The 21,391-nt window shown below is 46.0% G+C and carries 19 protein-coding genes and 2 pseudogenes; all 21 read right to left on the minus strand.

Going from position 1 to position 21,391, the window contains the following annotated elements:
• Positions 1-24: 24 nt before the first annotated feature.
• Positions 25-1,044, minus strand: a complete 1,020-nt coding sequence (locus tag RGW60_RS12825) for a glycosyltransferase family 4 protein (protein ID WP_322204951.1) — start codon at positions 1,042-1,044, stop codon at positions 25-27.
• Positions 1,045-1,326: 282 nt separating this feature from the next.
• A complete protein-coding gene (locus tag RGW60_RS12830; RefSeq protein ID WP_322204952.1) occupies positions 1,327-2,352 on the minus strand; it encodes a hypothetical protein in 1,026 nt (341 codons plus the stop codon).
• 1 nt (position 2,353) lies between these two features.
• Positions 2,354-2,893, minus strand: a complete 540-nt coding sequence (locus tag RGW60_RS12835; RefSeq protein WP_322204953.1) for a serine O-acetyltransferase — start codon at positions 2,891-2,893, stop codon at positions 2,354-2,356.
• Between the two features lie 33 nt (positions 2,894-2,926).
• A complete protein-coding gene (locus RGW60_RS12840; protein WP_322204954.1) occupies positions 2,927-4,063 on the minus strand; it encodes an NAD-dependent epimerase/dehydratase family protein in 1,137 nt (378 codons plus the stop codon).
• The gene (locus RGW60_RS12845; protein WP_322204955.1) at positions 4,060-5,289 is read right to left on the minus strand and encodes a hypothetical protein; all 1,230 of its coding nucleotides are present in this window, start codon (positions 5,287-5,289) and stop codon (positions 4,060-4,062) included. The genes RGW60_RS12840 and RGW60_RS12845 overlap by 4 nt, the downstream gene beginning before the upstream one ends.
• A gap of 1 nt (position 5,290) precedes the next feature.
• The gene (locus RGW60_RS12850; protein WP_322204956.1) at positions 5,291-6,250 is read right to left on the minus strand and encodes a glycosyltransferase; all 960 of its coding nucleotides are present in this window, start codon (positions 6,248-6,250) and stop codon (positions 5,291-5,293) included.
• Complete coding sequence (locus RGW60_RS12855) at positions 6,250-7,500, minus strand: O-antigen translocase (RefSeq protein WP_322204957.1); 1,251 nt, start codon at positions 7,498-7,500, stop codon at positions 6,250-6,252. The genes RGW60_RS12850 and RGW60_RS12855 overlap by 1 nt, the downstream gene beginning before the upstream one ends.
• 94 nt (positions 7,501-7,594) lie before the next feature.
• Complete coding sequence (locus tag RGW60_RS12860) at positions 7,595-8,698, minus strand: DegT/DnrJ/EryC1/StrS family aminotransferase (protein ID WP_322204958.1); 1,104 nt, start codon at positions 8,696-8,698, stop codon at positions 7,595-7,597.
• Positions 8,691-9,635 carry a GNAT family N-acetyltransferase gene (locus RGW60_RS12865; protein ID WP_322204959.1) on the minus strand — a complete coding sequence of 315 codons (945 nt, stop codon included), beginning with the start codon at positions 9,633-9,635 and terminating at the stop codon, positions 8,691-8,693. Before RGW60_RS12865 ends, RGW60_RS12860 begins: the two co-directional genes overlap by 8 nt.
• The gene (locus tag RGW60_RS12870) at positions 9,629-10,540 is read right to left on the minus strand and encodes a hypothetical protein (protein ID WP_322204960.1); all 912 of its coding nucleotides are present in this window, start codon (positions 10,538-10,540) and stop codon (positions 9,629-9,631) included. The genes RGW60_RS12865 and RGW60_RS12870 overlap by 7 nt, the downstream gene beginning before the upstream one ends.
• A 9-nt stretch (positions 10,541-10,549) precedes the next feature.
• A complete protein-coding gene (locus tag RGW60_RS12875) occupies positions 10,550-11,224 on the minus strand; it encodes an acetyltransferase (RefSeq protein ID WP_322204961.1) in 675 nt (224 codons plus the stop codon).
• On the minus strand, positions 11,211-11,654 hold the full coding sequence (locus RGW60_RS12880) for an FdtA/QdtA family cupin domain-containing protein (RefSeq protein WP_322206908.1): 444 nt from the start codon (positions 11,652-11,654) through the stop codon (positions 11,211-11,213). The genes RGW60_RS12875 and RGW60_RS12880 overlap by 14 nt, the downstream gene beginning before the upstream one ends.
• Positions 11,634-12,188 (minus strand): annotated as a pseudogene (gene rfbC / locus RGW60_RS12885) (dTDP-4-dehydrorhamnose 3,5-epimerase); the annotation flags it as partial. The gene RGW60_RS12880 and the pseudogene rfbC, both read right to left, overlap by 21 nt.
• A gap of 677 nt (positions 12,189-12,865) precedes the next feature.
• A pseudogene (locus tag RGW60_RS12890) lies at positions 12,866-13,203 on the minus strand (MBL fold metallo-hydrolase RNA specificity domain-containing protein); the annotation flags it as partial.
• A gap of 468 nt (positions 13,204-13,671) precedes the next feature.
• Complete coding sequence (locus tag RGW60_RS12895) at positions 13,672-14,742, minus strand: LPS O-antigen chain length determinant protein WzzB (protein ID WP_322204962.1); 1,071 nt, start codon at positions 14,740-14,742, stop codon at positions 13,672-13,674.
• Positions 14,743-15,427: 685 nt separating this feature from the next.
• Entirely contained in the window at positions 15,428-15,667 is a 240-nt protein-coding gene (locus RGW60_RS12900) for a lipopolysaccharide assembly protein LapA domain-containing protein (RefSeq protein WP_322204963.1), read from the minus strand.
• Between the two features lie 15 nt (positions 15,668-15,682).
• A complete protein-coding gene (ihfB, locus tag RGW60_RS12905) occupies positions 15,683-15,988 on the minus strand; it encodes an integration host factor subunit beta (RefSeq protein ID WP_322204964.1) in 306 nt (101 codons plus the stop codon).
• Positions 15,989-16,144: 156 nt separating this feature from the next.
• The gene (locus RGW60_RS12910) at positions 16,145-16,426 is read right to left on the minus strand and encodes a hypothetical protein (RefSeq protein WP_322204965.1); all 282 of its coding nucleotides are present in this window, start codon (positions 16,424-16,426) and stop codon (positions 16,145-16,147) included.
• A gap of 215 nt (positions 16,427-16,641) precedes the next feature.
• A complete protein-coding gene (gene rpsA / locus RGW60_RS12915) occupies positions 16,642-18,333 on the minus strand; it encodes a 30S ribosomal protein S1 (protein ID WP_322165580.1) in 1,692 nt (563 codons plus the stop codon).
• Positions 18,334-18,455: 122 nt separating this feature from the next.
• Complete coding sequence (gene cmk / locus RGW60_RS12920; protein WP_322204966.1) at positions 18,456-19,145, minus strand: (d)CMP kinase; 690 nt, start codon at positions 19,143-19,145, stop codon at positions 18,456-18,458.
• Positions 19,142-21,364, minus strand: a complete 2,223-nt coding sequence (locus tag RGW60_RS12925; RefSeq protein WP_322206909.1) for a bifunctional prephenate dehydrogenase/3-phosphoshikimate 1-carboxyvinyltransferase — start codon at positions 21,362-21,364, stop codon at positions 19,142-19,144. Before RGW60_RS12925 ends, cmk begins: the two co-directional genes overlap by 4 nt.
• Between the last annotated feature and the right edge of the window lie 27 nt (positions 21,365-21,391).

Consider the following 21,391-nt stretch of genomic DNA (forward strand, 5'->3'; position numbering starts at 1 on the left):
TAACAGTTATCCTTCATTGTAACGTCAGTTCGGTTTTTTTTCGCGCTCCCCAGCATGAAATTTCAGCGCAAGAGCCACCAGGGGGAGATATGCGATCATCGTTGCCTTTAGGCCGTCAACGTCATAAATGGCGGTATAGATAGCAATCGGCAAAAGCCAAAAAATATTAATAAACAAAACAGCTAATGTTACAAAAGAATGACGACTGTAAATCCTAGAAGCGAATTGGTAAGCATGACTACGATGCGCTTCGTAAACCCTTTCGCCTCGAATACATCGCCGAAGCAGCGTAAGCGTTGCATCCACGATGAATACTCCCAACAGTATTACCCAGGCCCAAAATAATTTTGGAGAGACCCACGCAGCCTGAATTGAAAGTAAGCCGAGCGTCATACCAAGGAAACCACTGCCTGCGTCTCCCATAAATATACGCGCAGGGGGAAAATTCCAGTACAAAAAACCAAAAACCGCCAGCGACAACAACAACGAGGGCCAAATTAACGAAACGTAGCCACACAGCCAATATATCAAACAAGCGCCAAGACAAGCGAAAATGGCCTCAACGCTAGCAATCCCATCTATTCCATCCATAAAATTGTAAAGATTCAGCATCCATACTAAATAAATAATACCAAAGGCAAAACTCAACCATCCAAAATCAATTGATCGACCAAAGATATAAATGCAAGGAAAGCCACCAATCCAAGAAAGCGCCCATATTGCGGCACAAAAATGACCCGCCAGTCGCCATCTTGCAGCGATATGTCCATGGTCATCAAGAAAGCCCAATATAGCGACTGAGCCTCCAGAGCCAAGTAACGCCCAAGTATCTCCCCATGAAATAAGATGGATAGACGCTAATATCGGTAACGAAAAAAGAAAGCAAACAACTATAGCAAGCCCCCCACCTCTAGGGGTGGGTGTAGTATGTGAGCTACGCGCATTCGGAGTATCTATTAAGTTACGCGATAATGCATAGCGCCTAAGCAACCCAGTGAACATTAATGAAACTACAAGTACAGCTAACAGAAGCAACCACAGCATGAAGCACCTCAATAATCTAGAATGAAAACATCCGCGTAGCATGCCAACGTCCAAAATATGTAACCAATCATGGTGTAATTTTTTATATTCCTCCGCGACGGATAATTACCCCATCTGAAAAACGGCACTTTCTACCGGTAAAGTAGTCGAATTATAATTTAACTATTTATAACTCCTATACTATCCTAGGCGACGCTAACTAAATAAATAAATCTGGGGCACACGCAGTCATTCTATACACACTTCAGCTAAAATAATCCAACATCCGAGCCAATACCGCCATTACCTTGGAGGCTTGTCTGGGTCAGATTTATTTTTGATCTCCAAAAAGATTTCATCCATCCAGCCCTTCAAGCTATACTTATGATAGATTTCACAATCGAGTTCTACATAAGTGCTTTCCAAAAATGTCCTAGGTACTGTAGGTATTTCTCGATCTATAACACATATATTATTTTCATTAAAAAAGTCGTATTCCTTAATACTTATATTTGTGGTTATTAACTTCTTTCTAGCGCCGAGAGTCTCTAGTGTCCTCATAGTTAAACCGGTTTGTTTTGGATGCTCGATATCGAGAATCGTTTTTGAAGATTTAAATGCCGCTTGTACGGACCCCTTTTCTAGTGGCTCAAACTTAAAATCCGAAGCCTTAGTATTTCGATAGGATGACTTAATCAAAAAATATAACCAATATACCCACTTAGCCTGGAGAAATAAATACCAAAACGGTCTAACGCTGGGATCGAATGTCTTTGCTATCTTTGATATCACAGCAAATCGATCACTGTGAACGGTTCCTATAAAGCTAACATCCCACTCGTGGGCTACTTCTTGTTGTCCATGAAACCCAGATGAAAAAAACAAAGGTCGAAAATATATATTGTATTTTTCAGAGTCATTTCTGTCAAAAGAAAATTTATGATCAAAAAAATGTAAGTTATCAACTATCCAACGACGATTACTAAAAGAGTCCCACATATATAGAACAAATATCGCTTTTCTATAACGATTGCGCCAGCGAGTCAATGTTAGGTCAGATAGTGTCTGACCACTGATTACAAAAACAAAATCATAATCACGATCGACTAATACGCGTGTTTTTTTTTCATAATATCTATTTGCTGCGCCAATCACCCAACCTCTGCGAATTCGAGTTAGTGCCTTTAAAAATGGGCTCTTAAATGGCCTATCTAAAAGAAAGTCAACATGCGCGCCTCGACGAATAAGCTCATCGCGAATCTCATCCTCATAGCCAAAAAAACGGGGAGCTATGTACAATACACTTTTATCCTGCAAGGTATTTTCCACTCTATACATCTCGTTTTTTAATAATTCTGGCCGGCACACCACCGACAACAACATTACTAGGAACAGATTCTAATAAAACAGCGTTGGCTGCAACTATTACATTATCCCCCAGATGCACGCCCCCCAGAATCTTTGCACCGGCGCCTATTATCACATTATCCCCTAAACAGGGTCTGTGTAACTTGTCGAATGTAAAATCCAAGTCCTTCGCACCAAGAGTTACTCCCTGATATATAACAGCATTTTTTCCGATGCTCACAGCCCCTATGACCGTCCCCTGAGTATGAGGGAAAAATAATCCTGGCCCAATCTCGCACAACGATGCGATTTCAATCCCAAAAATCATGAAATTTAGCATTGAAAAAAAACGAGAAAACAAACGAAAATCTTGGACCTGACATTTATAAGAGAGCCTAAAAAGTAACACAGGTGCAAATCGTGGAGAAACCATGCTAAGCCATGGTCGCACTCCGCGCAAAGGAGAAAAGTCTCCAAACAACTCTCTCTGACGCACTATGTCCGCCAGTAAAAGCTTATTCAAACTACATTCACTCTTCCGAGACATAACTTCTACCTAATTCATCAGCTTTCGATCACGGAGTTCCTGGTTCGCTTGCTCGAGCCGATCCTCAGGGAGCGGTTGCTCTTGAACCCAATCAGCGAATCGTCGGAGCCCCTCTTTCAGTGATACTTTAGGTACTAATCCTAAAAGATCTTTCATTCGAGAAATATCTGCATAGTTATGCCTAATATCACCAATCCGAAATTCGCCGGTTACCACAACATTCGGCGTCTTCCCAAAAGACCTTGACAGCTCCTCTGCCACTTCTCTGACGGAGGTGGGAACTCCACTGCCCACATTAACTACCGAATTTATGGGATTCTCTGTAGTTAATCCGCGGAGCAATGCATCAGTAACATCATCTACATGGATAAAGTCTCTACTTTCTTCTCCGTCTTCAAATAAAGGAAGTTCAGAATCCATACGTATTTTAGTAGAGAAGATTGACAGTATCCCAGTATATGGATTACTTAATGATTGGCGCTCACCATATACATTCTGCAATCGAAATATACAGTACCCGATCCCCATTGACCCACAACCAATTCGGACCAAATCCTCCTGTGCATATTTTGTGGCTGCATAAATAGATGACGGTGCAATTTGGTCACTTTCAATTGTCGGCACCAGTCTAAGGACCGCCCCTGTAAGCTCGCATACGGGTTCCCATAGCCCTTGTGCCAGAGCATTCCCCGACCTAGCAACCGGAGTAACTCGATGACCGTTCGAACTATTAATGTACGCACCCTCCCCGTATACTGACCTGCTTGAGGTCAAAATAACCCTTTTTACCCTGTGGGTGGAGGATTTGCCCAATACATCGAGCATTAATGCAGTCCCTTGGGAATTAACTTCATTATAGCGTGCAACTTCATACATAGATTGGCCGGTCCCCGTCTCCGCCGCCAAATGCACAATTGCTGCAACGCCCTTAAGAGCCCCGGTCCAAGTATCTCGGTCAACTACGTTACCCAAAATAAACTCAACATCATCACCGTATAAAAAATCTAGACCTACAGGTGAATCTCCATGAATCTGCGACGATAACGAATCCAAGACTCTCACCTTGAAGCCGGAAGATAACAGCTTGGGTATCAGATGAGACCCGATGAAACCAGCACCACCTGTTACCAGGACCAGATCTTTCATCTTACTCTCCTAACTGATTCACTTAAGTTTTTAACTTTGAACAACAATGCAAATGCAAAAAGAAACCCTAGGCCACCACTAAACAGCACCGCTGACAATGAGTGAAAGCATACGTAATATACAGAAATAGCCAGACACGCCATGAGCGCACGATTTTTAGAGAGCACACACACCCGAACTATATAAGCAAACAACATCGAATATATAAGTACACCAAGATATCCAAAATTTAGGTATGCATCGACATAGTAAACTGTATTTGCAGAACCCGTTCCAGTATCATTCTGGCCCCACTCAAACGAAAAAACCTCTTGTTCCAAATTAATCTTTTCCTCACCCAGCAACCAAGCTAACGCAGCTATTGATTTACCCGATATTGTTTCATCTTTTAGTATTTCCTTTTTATAACTTAACCAATCTATAGCCGTGACGTAGGGGATGTACCATACCCGATTAACAATATAGTAAAATTGAGATGTCTCCCCCACAAATAGATTGTACTCGTCAGGAACCCCAGCCATCGGCCCTGGATCATTGGACTGTTCATCAGACGTTAACGCGCCACGCGCAACAACGCTTACCAACGCGATCATGGCAGCCAAACAAAAAATTATTCCATATGCCTTTTTACGATTACCTGAATTCACAAACAAAACAACGAGCGGAAGCATCGCCACAAGCGCTCTTCCTTTTTCTAAAGTAAGCGCTAACGATAGTAAAAACAAACCTAAAATAAGAAATTTAAACTTTGATTTCTTCAAAAACATCTGGGCTATAACCAAAGGAACTAGGGAGGATATACCTATTGCATATATATACAAAAGAATACGTTCCCAACCTTCCCTGGTCCGTAAAAACTCCTCCCGAAGGCCTGACAACTCAGAAAGGGTACCGCCCTTAATGGCGGCAACTAACGCGATCTGCGGGGCGGTAAAGCAAGCATAAACAACAACTGAAAAATATATAATCAGAATCAACCAGGTAAATATTCCCGTTTCTACTTTTATCTTCGGAGTCGAATTATATAATGAGGAAAACCAAAAACCACTAAGTATCTTATAAAACAGGAGGTACGTAACGACGCTTGCCGACGATAGCTCTAGAAGTTGGGCAGCCAAAGGCCTTTTGCCATATAAAACCCCCAAAAAAGAAGGAATAATATAAAAAGTAACGATGGCTAATACTGGTAATAAATAAATATTTTTAAACATGAGAATGCGCAACATATTAACCAACCATTCTTTTAAGAAAAAATTTTGTTTTTTTTGCCATATAACTGATCATTGGGCTCACAATCGGAAATATCGAATTCATCCACACAAAAAAATACAATATTTTATATTTAACTGAATGATCATATTTCAGTAGTCGTTGCGACAACGTATGCGCGTGTGATCCGTTTGACGCTAATTGACGAAATGTTTCCCCAGCCAAATAACGCGCTTTCGCTTTATCAAAAATAGTTATTTTACTTTCAAGATATGGGTGCTTTAGAAGCAGAATATCCAAAGCGTAAAGAGATTCTTCCAAAAGAGAATAGCTATTTTGACTAGCGCCGCCCATGTGCTTTCGGTAGCGAGCGAGGACTTCATTTATTTTTACTACCTTCCCCATCAAAGATATTTCCAGAAAGAAAAGCCAATCACTAACAGTTTTCAGACGTGAATCATAACCGCCTAAAGGAATTGCGCTCCTCCTAACCATGATTGAACAGCCACCGGGAATTCCGCCCTTTAGCAGCATATCTTCGAAATTAAGGACGTCTTCGCGTGAGGTTTGATTGGTCACAAATAAGATTTCGTTTGTTTCCGAGTCAAATATTTCCACAGGATGATAACAAAGAGAAATTTCGAGATCATTTTCCAGTACCGCTACCTGTTTGGCAATTTTGCCTGGTAGCATTAAGTCGTCACCGGCGAAAAGCGAAATAAACTCTCCGTCGCAGTGCATGAGTGCTAGATTACAATTCGCTGTAACGCCAAGATTTTTTTTATTTAATATAGCTTTTATTTTTTCTGGATATCTTTCAGCATAGTCAGCAATAATTGCGGCCGTTTTATCTTGAGAGGCATCATCACAAACAACTATTTGGATATTAGTATAGTTTTGATTCAAGATAGACGTTAATGCTTCAGCTATAAATAGCTCAGCATTATACGCTGGCATCATAACACTTACTTTATTCATTACATATTCCTAATGTATAGTCTGGCGACAACGACAGTAAAGATTAAATATATTGAGTAATTAATAATAAACGCATACATCGCGCCTATCAAACCGAACATCCCAGTCATGATCCATACCCAGCCTAGATACATTCCGCTAAACATCAACTCGGATAAAAAGAAGGTTTTCGTCATGGCTTTAGCGAGCATAATATATGATAAAACAAAGGACGCAATTTTAAGGACGTCTCCAATTAATTGAGGTGCGTACAAATATAACGCACCCGAGAAATCGGCAGAGAATAAAATCCAAGTTATCAATTCTTTTAACATAAAAATTAGCAGTGCTGAAATAATAACCACCGGCATAAGATATAGATAACCCAACTTTATCTCATTCTTGAATTCGTTTCGTTCATTTATTGCCGAAAGTTTAGGTAAGTAGTAAACACTAATGGCCATTGTAATGAACATTAGATATGCTTCCGACACTTTGCTTACTGCTTGCCAGTATCCCACTTGCTCCCACGAAAATCTATCTGCCAGTATATTCCTTACCAGTATTTGGACAACCGGAAATAATAGCGCCGATGTTAACGTCATCAACGAATACTTAGAAAGCTTCTTAAAAACCATCTTATCTATAGCCGGGCGTAAGTAACTCCAGCTAAAATAATGACTGCGCTTGTAACAAAAAAAACTAACAACCACTAACAGAGCCTGAGCAAGGAGGAATGCAAGCAGCACTCCATATAACTTAAAATAATAACCTAATATAATCGGCGCCATCACTCCTACAACCGCGCCACAAACATGGATAAGGGCTAATCTTTTAACATCCATCATGCCATTAACTATAGCGAGAATCAGATTATTGAAAGCAATGAAAAACTGAGCAAACGCTAAAACTACTACAAGACTACTATATTGGACATCCCCTAGTAGCCAAACCGTGATATTCTTGTTAAATATTAGCACCCCAACACACATAGCTAGAGATGCAATAATAGTAAAGCAAACCGCTGCATTCAGGAGTCGTTTTAACTGCTCATCATTATCCTTTAACTCCGCGATGTACTTTACGACACCTGGCCCTACGCCTCCTCCCGCAAAAACAACCAGCAGTGCGGTCAAGCTCATAAACTGCCCTAACTGAGCAACTCCCTCGGGACCTGCAAATAGCGCAACAAGTTTCATCACTAAAAAACCAGAGAGTAATCTAGCAAACGTCGCAATCGCCGTTAACCCCCCCGTCTTTAACAGATTCAAAGAGTACGTATTCCGACTGTCGGAAGCAGTCTTACTTGGCATTCAAAAATGATGTCATTCACACTTTGCGACTCCATGACAACTAACTTAAGGTCTAAACTCTAAAACCGTTCAAAATCTCTACTACTTTCAAGAGTTCATTCAAACTCAAAACAGGGCTCATGGGTATACTAAGCACCTCTTTATGAATTTGTTCTGTAATAGAAAACTTTGCTGGGAAAAAATTTGCGTATGCTTTCTGCCTATTAGGTGGAATTGGATAATGAATTAACGTCTCAATACCGTTATCATATAGAAATTCTTTTAGCACATCGCGCTTTTCACAACGGACAACAAAAAGATGCCATACATGGGCATTGATATTTTTTACTATTGGAGTTTTTATAAGTGGATTAACTATATTTGAAAGATAAAAGTCTGCAACCGCCCGACGAGATGCAATTTCGCAATTTAAATGGCGAACTTTTACTCTTAGCATAGCGGCTTGGATTTCGTCTAGGCGACTGTTTACACCACGATAGGCATTTTCATATTTTTTAAAACTTCCGTAATTGCCTAACGCCCTGATTACGGTCGCCAGCTCTTCATCGTTCGTAGTGACAGCTCCAGCATCTCCAAGTGCACCAAGGTTTTTACCTGGATAAAAGCTGAATCCGGACGCGTCGCCCCAACTTCCAGCTGCGCGCCCCTCCAAGCTTGCACCATGGGCTTGAGCTGAATCCTCAAGAACTAATAAATCATGAGTCTTTGCCTGTAATAGTATAGAAGGCATTTCTGCCAACTGACCGTAAAGATGTACCGCCAATATAGCCTTTGTTTTCTTAGTTATTGCTTTCTCAACGCCCGCGGCTGACAGATTAAATGACTCTTCATCAGGTTCGACTAATACAGGTACCAGACGGTTTTCTGTAATTGCCAAGATACTTGCAATATAGGTGTTCGCAGGAACGATGATCTCATCACCATCCGTTAACTTGCCTAACTCCTTCCATGCTCGAATGGTCAAGCTGAGGGCATCCAGTCCATTTGCAACTCCAACGCAGTGCATTACGCCGCAATAATCCGCGAATTCACGCTCAAATGAAGCAACCTCTTGCCCTCCAATATACCACCCAGAATCGATGACTCGAGCACATGCTTCCTTAAGTTCTGAGGCATACACCTGATTGATTTTTTTCAAATCAAGGAAATTAATCATCAAAATTAATCTCATAGAAATCTATGCACATGCCTCTGGCACCGAAAGTTTCTTTCTGGCTAATTAAGCCCGCGTTCAAAACCTTACCCGCCTGCTCCGTAGAAATACCAAAGTTAAAATACTGATAATTATCCTGTAGGTTTTCTTGTATGCTTTCTTCAATGATCATGTCTAAGGCTCCGAGATCTTTCCCTAAATCGTTACTCGCCAAATATTGCGTATGGACCACGTTAGAAAACTTAAAAAATAACGCCGCTGCAATCATATCACCGCCCTGAAAGACAGCGTTCAAAACGATGTTTTTAGGAAATCGCTTTGCAAGTAACTGAAGATCAGCCACCGAGTGGACTGGAATAGTGTCATGTTTTACAAGCACTGAGCTAAGCAACCGATGAAAATCGACCCAATTATCAGAAACGATTACCTTTAGCTCATTCTTTTTTGCTCGCGCCACTAACCATTTTCGACCTTTGGAAAGCTTCATCCTATCTTGCAAGTAAATTACACTTGACAAATCCCGCCGGATTAGTTTAGCTCCAAGTAAGTTATGGAGGAAATAAAGGTCTTCCTGTGAAGGTTGGATTTGAAATATATAGGGGATTGCTTTATATATAATTTTTACGATACCGAAACTTATCGCCCAGTCCCGCAGTGCCTCCAAAACCTCAACTAAAAGTTCCGTTTTTATTTTAAGAGATAGTAGCAATCCGCCATAAGTAACACCGCCATGGCTATTTAAAACATTGTTATGTAACGTGGCTGGCAGTACGGCGACTAATACGTCTTTCTCATAAAACATTAAAGATGCATCAATAAAGCAGTCTGAATGGTATTCTAAAAACCCTCTATTAAAAAAGAACAGAGGGGTTTTACAAGACGCTATAAAATCATCCCAAACTTGACTATGAACACTTTCATATTTTATACACGTTACCATTCGATTAGTTCCGCCAGCCCAAAACCTTGCTTACCGTATTCATTTCCATTGTAAAACAAATACGTTTTTTCATTAACTTTGAGAACGCTAGGGTACGCCATCATTTCAGAATCCCACCCAGAGTCTGATAATGGCAAGCCAAGCTCATCATCTATCCGGTTCCAGCTCTTCATATCTGAAGATTTAGCACACCCGAGTTTATAAGGAGCATTTTCGGTACTAAAACCGTAGAAAAGATATGACTCGAATGGAGATTTTTCAAAAATGAAGGGCCTTCCTATTCGATACTCATCACCTTCAGTTTCCAAGAGAATCTCCCCTGCGTTAGGAAAACTGAATGGTGTCTTAGATTCAACATAACGGACGTTATATATAGGTAATGTTTTATGTTTTCCTTGCGTAAACTGGCTGCCTCCCCCATACCACGCCCGCCAAGTGTTTCCATCTTTTATGACGCTGTGGGGAACTCTAAAAAGCGTTTCGTCATCGTTACGTTCAAATACCGGTGTTTTTTTACAGCGCTCAAATGACAATCCATAGTCTTTGCTTATCGCTAATCCACCAAGGACAGAAAACCTTACTTTCGTGCCTAACTGGTATCCAGCAAAATACATATAAATTAACCCATCGGCTTCAACTATCGCCGAGGGGACTACTCCGCTCTCGTCAAAACAACCGGGCTCCCCAATGTCCAGAATGGGTTCCTTTGAAAAACCCAATATTTTCGTTGGTTCTTGTTTGTCTAGATCTACAAAACCCACACGACTTACACCCTCTTGATCTCTGGCACCCAAAAAGATTCGTATACGATCATCCATCAATAAGGGTGTTGGTTGGAGTGCCGTATGATCAGCCCAACTAAATACCTTTGGATCAAATATCAACCCTAGTTTTTTCCACTTCATGATATTTTCCTAGAGTTTTACGCTAAATGAACTTTTTCTTGGCATTTCTTTTGCGGGTGCTCCGTAATACACTCGCGCTGGTTCCTTCAAGTTTTTTGATACAAGAGAACCCGAGGCGATAATGCAATCACGCGCCACAGTTACATGATCATTAAATGTTGAGTTTACGCCAAGGAAACATGATTCTCCGATCCGACAATATCCCGACACCACTACATGGGAGGACAAGAAACAATTATCTTCTATAACAGTACGGTGGCCAATATGGTTGCCACTCCATAAAATAACGTTATTGCCAATCTCCACAAAAGGCTGGACAGTGTTATTCTCAAAGATGAAGCAGTTCTCACCAATTTTCGCATTACGCCAGACAAATGCATGAGAACTTATATACGTCGCACAGGTATAACCCATCTCCTTCACGGCCAGATACAACCTCGTTCGTAGTCTGTTCAACTGAGAAGCAGGTATTGCCACAAACACCTCAAAGGAGCCGGGAGGGTAGGCCTGTCGAACATTTTCAAAAGGAACAATAGGTAAATCGTACAATGTCTCGCTTTCTATATACTCACGTTCAACGGCGAAGGCAACGACTTCGTAAGTCGAATCATATGTAAAGTATTCGTAGGCAATCATTGCCAATTCACCCGCCCCCACGAGCACGATCTTCTTAAGCTTTTCCATCGCTCACCTCCTTAATGAATTGATCGTAATTCCGAATATAGTCCGACTCATCATAATGCTCACTGGCGAATACTACCAACACACATCCCTGACTAAAATTGTGCATTTCACGCCATATCATGTTACGAATAATCAAAGCTTTACTTGACGAGTCTAACCAGACTTCTTTTCTGGTTACCCCGTCATCGATGACCATCTTACAGCGACCAGAAACACAAATAGCCATTTGTTCTAATCGACGGTGAGCGTGGAAACCTCGATTCACATCTGAACGAGTGTCAAAAATATAATAGGCACGTTTAATCGCAAAGGGAATGTTTTGCCCTTGTTCAAGTGCAATTAGACTTCCGCGATCATCACCAATCACCTTTAAATCGACTAACTCGATGGTCCCCTCGAGAAACTCGAAATAAGGCTCAGCGTATTTCATTAGTGGTGCAATCGCGTCCTTATCGGCGATGACATAATCCTGAACAGGCCAATCGATACCTAGTTCCGGATCATTCCATCGGATGCTTCGGGCCGCGTCCTTATTATACGCATTTGTCGTTTTGCATAAGAAGTGCGTGTCATCCTCTAACGCGACAAAGCCATGGGCAAACCCCTCAGGAATCCACAGCGTCCTGTGATTAGTTTCATTCAACTCTACGGCCACCCAGTGCCCAAACGTCGACGAGCTCCGCCGAATATCGACTACTACGTTATACGCTGATCCTTGTGTCACCCTGACCAACTTGCCATGGCCGTAGAGTGCTCGCTGATAATGCAGACCGCGTAACACACCTTTTCTGCAGCAAAAATGATAATCGTGAATGAATGCTGGTGGAATTGGCAGTCCGTTCTCTTTTAGCGCCCCATGAAAACGAGGTTCATTGAAACTTTCCATGAACCATCCGCCCACATCTTCATGAACGGCGGGTTCAATGACTACGATGCCACGCAGTGACGTCTGAACAATTTTCACCGCAACATCCTTTCGCCTTTTGACTCCCATGAATACCGGCTACAGCTCACTAATCCACGGTAGAGAATTGTCAGGCACCGGCCAGCGCCAAGGGTGCCGGTTCCAAGGCTGATACCATCCCGAAAATTCTTCATTTCCATCTACTAAAGTTCAATGATTTACCATCCGAATACAAGCTTAGGGCAATCGTCAACACAAGTTACGGTAAAATCAAAAAACCTTCTACCCGAGCTAGGAACCTCTGAGCCTCTGAGCCTTAAATCGTCGGCAGTGCATTGTACTGGCAGCTAACGGGAAATTCTCCCCTACTAAATCCATTTTGCCAAATCACCATGGCCAGCCTTTTCTCAGAAATTTCGTAGTAGCTATATGACGCATTTCTACTCAGACCATTCACTCATGAAGCGGACTCATTTACACCAGCGAGAGGATTGACTTGAGGCGACTGGCGCTACGTTTCGCACAATTCGTCTGAGTACCCAAATGACTACTATAGAACTCGAACGCTAAGATTGAGCCACCACTCATAAACGACCCAAGGTGATGATCCAAATCTTTTTTACGAATTGCCCCTTTCTGCTCTATGACTTTCTATCAATGAAACAAGCTTGTTCCTTTGAATATCAAATCTAAGTCCAGCGAGGACCTTTAGTATAGCCCCGACTCGGGCGTCTCCCTCAACTACCCGGTATCACGGCCTCGACGCTACGTTTCGCTAGCAGATAATTCCTTGGCAAAACATTTTTGAGGACCTTCTTCGGCTGAGCTTCGCCATGGACGAGCCGCACCTCTGCAGGCCAGTAGTTCATGCCGGTTACAAATCCACCAGCCCTTGCTGATCGGCATGAGCGATGTATCAACCTATAGTGGTGACGCCTGCATGGATAGAAAATTGCTCCAGGTCAAGCTCGACATATCCGGACTTTGGTCCATGAGTTTGAATCGCTGCGCTTGGCGTACCTTTAGCTTGGTAGCCAACGAAGACGACATTATGTCTGGCGTCACCAAGCATTGCCACTACACAGTATCGGCCCCTTGAACCCGGCCGCAATCATGGCAGATATACGCTCGACATGGTCTGCATGCACATCGGTGACAATTAACGCCCTGACCGTATCAATCGAAAAGCTTAGGGCCCCACCGTCACCGCAACTGTCCGCTTCCGCACCCTGAAATAAACCGCAGTTGATCAATACGCTAATTGTTGCTGTCAGCTGCAACTGGTGACATAAGCCCGTGACACCCTCAATGGCTGCTCGATGGATAACTTCTGGATGTTGCATGAGAGTCCCTATCGGCTTTGCTGCATAGAGGCGATACCCGCCCAAAAAAGCGGACTAGCATAGCCGGAATCTGCGAGTCATTCAGCCTCTAACGTTTTACAAATATTGTCTGTATAGCGAACTCCAGCTTACCGATGGGCTGTAATGTTCAATACGGTCGCCAATTTAACGACTTTTTCTACACGACAAATAATCAAAACCTACTTAGACAACAGGTCCGATGTTTTCTTTATTTTCCTAATTAGAAAAAAATGCCGAATCGACGCAGCCAGCAGACCCAACACTACACCCAAGGCTACTCCCAAAGTGATAATCAAACCTTTCTTAGGTTTTATTGGGCGATCAGGCTGTTCGACGGTGCCATCTATTAAATATACAGATACATGGTCGGGACGGATTTGCAAATCTTTGTAAAAGCTTTGTTTTATCTGCAATGCGCGAAGTGAATCAATAAACGGGTCATTTGATTTCCGCTCTTCAAGATTTTTTATCTCAGCTTCCAGGGCTTTAGTTCCACGCATGTAGGTTAGCTGACCATTCATCGTCGCCGACACTTCGGCAGAGACGCTCCCGGAAATAATCGGAGGCTCCGTCAGATGGATTGCCTGTGCTACCTTGAGGGCCTCGCGCAATTGCGTGACGGAGTCCTCACGAACTTTGTCTGCAGTCTCCTGCAATATAGCGATTTGCTGGCCCAAATTACGGGCACGAACCTCGGCCTCACGTGCGACGTTTTTCAACATTTCACTTTCCGCCGCGTCGCCCGCTCTGGCCGCAAAAGCCTTTACCCAATCGGCAGCCTGGACAGGATCCCGGCTCTGCACACTGACTGAGTAACGATCAGGCTGCTCCTTGGTAGGGAGACCGATAGTCAATTCACTTAAATAATCCGAATACAATGCGTCTTGTGACCCCGACCGCTTCGACTCCGACAACGAAGGGACATAAATCTCGCTGAAAAACGCTCGCCGCAACGATTCACTTTGAAGATTGCGCACAAATACGTCGTACACATCTTTTATGGAGAACGGGGTTAGCTCGGCATCTCGCGTGCGTCCATAATTAAAATCGGCAATACCATTAAGGGTTGGCGCTCGCAAATATATACGGGCCTCATAGATCGGCTTGCTAAGAAACGCATAAATGGCGGCAGTTAATACTGATAATACGACGATAGTAATTATTATTGTCTTTTGCTTCCATAAAGCTCGTATCAAATCAAATAGATCAATTTCATCCGCGTCCTGCGGGGTCGTTGTAGAACTCGTCATATCACCTAAAACCTCGTCAATTGGTGTTGATATTCAAAACACCTTCATATGTTTTTGTTCAAAAACTTTTCATAAAACCAATACCCTGGTGATGCTTTACAATCATCCGCAACAGCATCAAAGCGCCATCAGTGGCGCCATGATAAGGCCAAACACTCATTGGGTTTTCTCAATCAATGAGATCGAATACGAATATACTGGCTAATTGATGACAAGTACAATCTTTAACTTTGCTTTGGGTACAACGGCACCTTAAGACAAGCGGGCTCCATCTATCTTAAGGCCTGAACAGTTTTCTTCGGATAGAATATATCGACGAAGCAACACGGCGACCAAGGTTTTTATACGTGCTTTATTGAGAAAGCGACGTACCTTGTCGACTGGAGGGGAAATCCTGCGTTAAGTTCTTCTATTTTTCTTCAGGCTGAGGGAGCTTCTGGAACGCTCATACCTCCACTCACTGATGTCAGCGAGAAGTGGCCAACAGTATAAAAGTATGAATTCGAGCAGAATGCTAAATGAATCTAATCTCTCTGCCCACTATGAGTTGAGAGGGCAGAGGAACACGTGAGGATCGCGAATTATCCAATCTGATTCCAAATTTATTGACCCGAGTTTAAATAATTTGTCTGACCGCTGAGGGCCTTTTGGAGGCCAACCCGATCCGCATCACTCCGCGCCTACCTCACGCCGATCGAGATGCTTTCCGGATCTTTCTAACGCGCAATCCCCAACCCAATACCGGCCCAATCACCATCCCAACCAGCAACGCCAAAATAACTGGTACTGCCACCGACATCTGCGGACCTGTCCAACCCAAAAACGCCAACGCAATGGGCTGTTGGTTTTCTAACAGAAACACTACCGTTGCCAAAGCAATCAGCAGAATAACTGTGACCAATATAATGCGCATTAAGTTCCGCATCTGCACCTCCTGCCATCAAGGGTATTCATAGCCCTCTTCCTCTTCTTCGTTGACCCTGTCACGCAGTTCTTTACCCGGTTTGAAGTGAGGGACGAATTTGCCGTCCAGACTGACTGACTGACCGGTCTTTGGGTTGCGTCCGACGCGTGGTGAGCGGTAGTGGAGCGAGAAGCTGCCAAAGCCACGTATCTCGATGCGATCACCAGTGGCAAGGCATTGGGACATTTGCTCAAGCATTGTCTTGATGGCCAGCTCTACATCCTTGGATGACAGCAGCCCTTGATGGGTGACAATTCGTTCGATCAACTCCGACTTCGTCATATTTTTCCCTTCTTTTTCAAGCAGCTAGGTAAAGCGCTTAAAAGGTTTTAGCATGACTTGAGGGATTTGAACAGTCTAAGCATTGACTTATGTGAATTGATGAGTCGGAGCAGGTATTTGATTTGCGGCGTCAATGCTGAGTACAGGCTGGCACGATTACCTGCAGATGATCAGCATGCGACGACTAAAGTAGCCCGCAGGATTCCAGCCAAACGGATAGTCTTCGGGATCTTCTTTCACATCGCTAGACTTGGCGACGACTTTGAACGTGCCTGGACGACATTCGTGGGCAGCCCTTGTGTAGCAACGATCCCAGTTTGAAAACATTCCCGAACACTCAATCCGCAAGCCGCTCTGGCCTCGTATTGCTTTAGTTTTGTGGGCCGTAGAACAGCCTGCAAGGGCGATGATGATCAATACGACTATTACTTGGCGCATGTATTCCCTTATGCGAGCGTGAGCCCAGCGACTGCCCGGAGACAGCCAGAGTCTAGCCGCGTATGGGCCGCGTTGTCTGCATCGGAAATTTCAGCGTGTAGATGAGGATAGGTCTGACAGACAGAATTGCAAGGCATCCATCTGGGTTACCACAGGAATTGCAGGCACAAAAAAGGGCGACCGAAGTCACCCTTTTTCTAATGGTTAATCAGAACTTAGTTCTGTTTTTCCATTTGTGCGCGAAGCAGGTCACCGATAGTGGTAGGACCTGTGCTTTCCGCAGCTTCTGGCTTAGTGCGCAGGCTTTGGATTGCTTCCTTCTCGTCTTCAACGTCTTTCGACTTGATGGACAATTGGATTACGCGGCTCTTGCGATCAACGCTGATGATCTTGGCTTCAACTTCTTCGCCTTCTTTCAGAACGTTACGCGCGTCTTCAACGCGGTCACGGCTGATTTCGGAGGCTTTCAGAGTAGCTTCGATGTCGTCGGCCAAAGTGATGATGGCGCCTTTGGCGTCTACTTCTTTAACGATACCGCGAACGATAGCGCCTTTGTCGTTGACCATCACGTACTCAGAGAACGGATCGCTTTCCAACTGCTTGATACCGAGCGAGATGCGTTCGCGCTCTGGATCAACAGACAGGATGACGGTGTCGAGCTCGTCGCCCTTCTTGAAGCGACGCACGGCTTCTTCGCCCACTTCGTTCCACGAGATGTCGGACAGGTGAACCAGGCCGTCGATGCCGCCGTCCAGACCAATGAAGATACCGAAATCGGTGATCGACTTGATGGTGCCGGAGATTTTATCGCCCTTGTTGAACTGGCCAGAGAAATCTTCCCATGGGTTAGATTTGCACTGCTTGATGCCGAGGGAGATACGACGACGCTCTTCGTCGATGTCCAGAACCATAACTTCCACTTCGTCGCCAACTTGTACGACTTTTGAAGGGTGGATGTTTTTGTTGGTCCAGTCCATTTCGGAAACGTGTACCAAGCCTTCAACGCCTTCTTCCAGCTCAGCGAAGCAGCCGTAGTCGGTCAGGTTGGTAACACGAGCGGTAACGCGAGTGCCTTCTGGGTAACGAGCTTTGATAGCGACCCATGGATCTTCGCCCAACTGCTTCAGACCCAAGGAAACACGATTGCGTTCGCGATCGTACTTCAGGACTTTTACATCGATCTCATCGCCAACATTGACGATTTCCGATGGATGCTTGATACGCTTCCAAGCCATGTCGGTAATGTGCAGCAGGCCATCGACGCCACCCAGATCGACGAATGCGCCGTAATCGGTGAGGTTTTTGACGATACCTTTGACTTGTTGGCCTTCCTGCAAGGATTCCAGCAGAGCTTCACGCTCAGCGCTGTTCTCAGCTTCAAGGACGCTACGGCGAGAAACAACAACGTTGTTGCGTTTCTGGTCGAGTTTGATGACCTTGAATTCGAGTTCTTTACCTTCCAGGTGAGTCGTGTCACGCACTGGGCGGACGTCAACCAGAGAACCAGGCAGGAACGCACGGATGCCGTTAACGTCGACAGTAAAGCCGCCTTTAACCTTACCGTTGATAACGCCCTTGACCACTTCTTCAGCTGCGAAAGCCGCTTCCAGAACGATCCAGCACTCAGCACGCTTGGCTTTTTCGCGGGACAGCTTGGTTTCGCCAAAGCCATCTTCGACCGCGTCCAGTGCAACGTGCACTTCGTCGCCGATCTTGATGGTCAGCTCGCCAGCATCGTTGTGGAACTGCTCTAGCGGGATGAGGCCTTCAGATTTGAGACCGGCGTGAACCGTAACCCAACCTGCTTGGTAATCGATATCAACGATGATCGCGGTGATAATCGAGCCAGCCTGAAGGTTCAGGGTCTTTAGGCTTTCTTCAAAAAGTTCTGCAAAGCTTTCGCTCATTTTAATTCCTGTTGATCAAGGGCGAAGAATACGCCCATCTGCCACATTCCAGACAACGTGGGTTTCGTTCAAGTAAAAGAAGCCTGTGGGACTATGACTGGTCTCCCACACGCTTCTTCTCGTCATCCGGCGATATCGCGAATCGCGACTTCACTCAAGATGCGTTCCAACACCTGCTCAATCGATAATTCGGTGGAATCCAGCTGAATGGCGTCGTGCGCCGGCTTTAGCGGGGCTACCGCTCGCTGGGTGTCACGCTTATCGCGTGCACATATCTCATCTAGCAGACTCGACAGACTAACATCATCACCCTTGGCCTTCAACTGCAAGTAACGGCGGCGTGCACGCTCTTCGGGCGTAGCAGTCAGAAAAATCTTCAGCGGCGCATCAGGAAAAACTACCGTACCCATGTCGCGACCGTCTGCGACAAGGCCCGGCATTTCAAGGAAGGCACGCTGACGCTGGAGCAAAGCGTCGCGCACCGCCGGCAGTGAAGCGACTTGCGAGGCCCCATTGCCGATCGTTTCGTTGCGAATGGCGTGGGTAACGTCCTCACCTTCAAGGGTAATGCGCTGCCCGTGATCGTCGTTACCCGCGTTGAATTGCACATCCAGATGAGCGGCCAGAAGTTTCAACGCTTCTTCGTTGGTCAGGTCGACCCCATGGTTGCGCGCTGCGAAAGCCAAAAGACGATAAAGCGCCCCGGAATCGAGCAGACACCAGCCCAAATGCTTGGCTAACCTGCCCGCGACGGTGCCTTTGCCAGACCCACTAGGCCCGTCGATGGTAATAACTGGCGGCTGAACCTTCACGACTGTGCCTCTTGTGCTACACGCATGCCGACTTGGGCGCACAGTGCAAGAAAGTTGGGGAAAGATGTGGCAACGTTGGCGCAATCATGAATACGGATGGGCGCCGATGCGCGCAAAGAAGCAACGCTGAAGGCCATGGCAATCCGGTGATCACCGTGACCGTTCACTTCACCGCCGCTGAACGCTTCAGCACCGAAACCGGCGCCATCAATGATAATGCCATCCGTTGTCGGTTCGGCTTTAACGCCCAACGCGAGTAAGCCATCGGCCATTACTTGAATGCGGTCCGACTCTTTGACGCGTAATTCTTCCGCGCCACGCAATACGGTCCTTCCGTCGGCACAGGCTGCGGCAACGAACAGCACCGGAAATTCGTCGATTGCCAAGGGCACCAGCTCTTCCGGAATGTCGATACCTTTAAGCTTGGCCGAGCGCACGCGCAGGTCAGCCACAGGCTCGCCGCCGACTTCACGCTGATTTTCAAGCGTGATGTCAGCACCCATCAAACGAAGGATGTCTATGACGCCAGTACGGGTCGGATTGATGCCGACGTGTTCCAGCAGCAAGTCCGAGCCCTGCGCAATAGATGCCGCGACCAGAAAGAACGCAGCCGACGAAATATCTGCGGGCACTTCGATGTGGGTAGCGGTCAGCGTATGGCCGGACTCTACCGAAGCAGTGCTGCCCTGGGTGCTGACGGGATAGCCGAAACCACGCAACATGCGTTCGGTATGATCGCGGGTCGGGGCAGGCTCGGTCACACGAGTCTCGCCGTCGGCATACAAACCTGCCAGCAACAGGCAAGATTTAACCTGCGCACTGGCCATAGGCATGCTGTACGTCAGCCCCGTCAAACGCTGGCCACCACGAATAGTCATCGGTGGACGACCTTCGGCGGCGGTCTCGATTACTGCGCACATTTCCCGCAAAGGATTGGCCACGCGATTCATCGGACGTTTGGACAGTGACGCGTCGCCGGTCAGGGTGCTGTCGAAGCTTTGAGCTGAGAGCAAACCAGAGAGCAGGCGCATCGAGGTGCCGGAGTTGCCCAGATAGATGGGGCCCGGGGCTGCTTTCAGGCCGTGCAAGCCAACACCGTGAATAGTCACGCGGCCATGGTTCGGGCCTTCGATAACCACGCCCATGTCTCGGAATGCTTGCAGGGTTGCCAGCGCGTCTTCGCCTTCGAGGAAGCCTTCGACTTCGGTCGTGCCTTCAGCCAGTGAGCCGAGCATGATCGAGCGGTGGGAAATTGATTTATCGCCTGGAACTCGGATACGTCCGCAAACGCGTCCACCAGGGTTAGCCAGGAAAATCAGGTCGTTGGTGTTCATAGCGTCCACATAGGCCCGACGGGCCAGGATTTTACTGAAATGCTCGCGAGCAACACGGGCGCGGGTGAAAACGCCCAACAATTGATGCCCATCCCCTGCATCGACCGCGTCGCGCAAGGCGTCGAGGTCGCTGCGAAATGTATCTAATGTGCGTAACACCGCTTCGCGATTGGCGAGAAAGATGTCGTGCCACATCACCGGGTCACTGCCCGCGATCCTTGTGAAATCGCGGAAACCTCCCGCAGCGTATCGAAAGATGTCTAGATTCTCGTTGCGCTTGGCCAGCGAATCCACTAAACCAAACGCCAGCAAATGCGGCAAATGACTGGTGGCGGCCAACACTTCGTCGTGGCGCTCGACCTGCATGTGCTCGACATCTGCCCCCAGCTCGGACCATAACCGGTCGATAAGGGCCACTGCCACTGGGTCAGTATCGACCAGCGGTGTCAAAATCACTTTATGCCGACGGAATAACTGCGCGTTGGACGCCTCCACTCCACTCTGCTCAGATCCCGCAATCGGATGCCCCGGCACAAAGCGCGCAGGACAATCACCAAACGCCAGCTGCGCGGCCCGAACTACATTGCCCTTGGCACTGCCTACATCAGTCAACACCGCATCACCCAAGTCGAAGGTGGCCAATAACGTCAGCAGTTTTTCCATCGCCAGAATAGGCACAGCGAGCATTATCACGTCAGCGCCGCGACAAGCGGCAGCAATGTCTTCCTCGCAGCGATCCACAATGCCCAGCTCAACGGCCATTAAACGAGAGCGAGGGTCCAGATCAACGCCGACGACTTCACCGCACAGCCCGCTTTCACGCAGACCTTTGGCAAACGAACCGCCGATCAAACCGAGGCCGATTACCACCAGGCGCCCGATCATAGGACGGACTGATTGCAGGGACGTGAC

It is taken from the genome of Pseudomonas sp. AB6 (assembly GCF_034314105.1).
In the GTDB taxonomy this organism is placed as follows: domain Bacteria; phylum Pseudomonadota; class Gammaproteobacteria; order Pseudomonadales; family Pseudomonadaceae; genus Aquipseudomonas.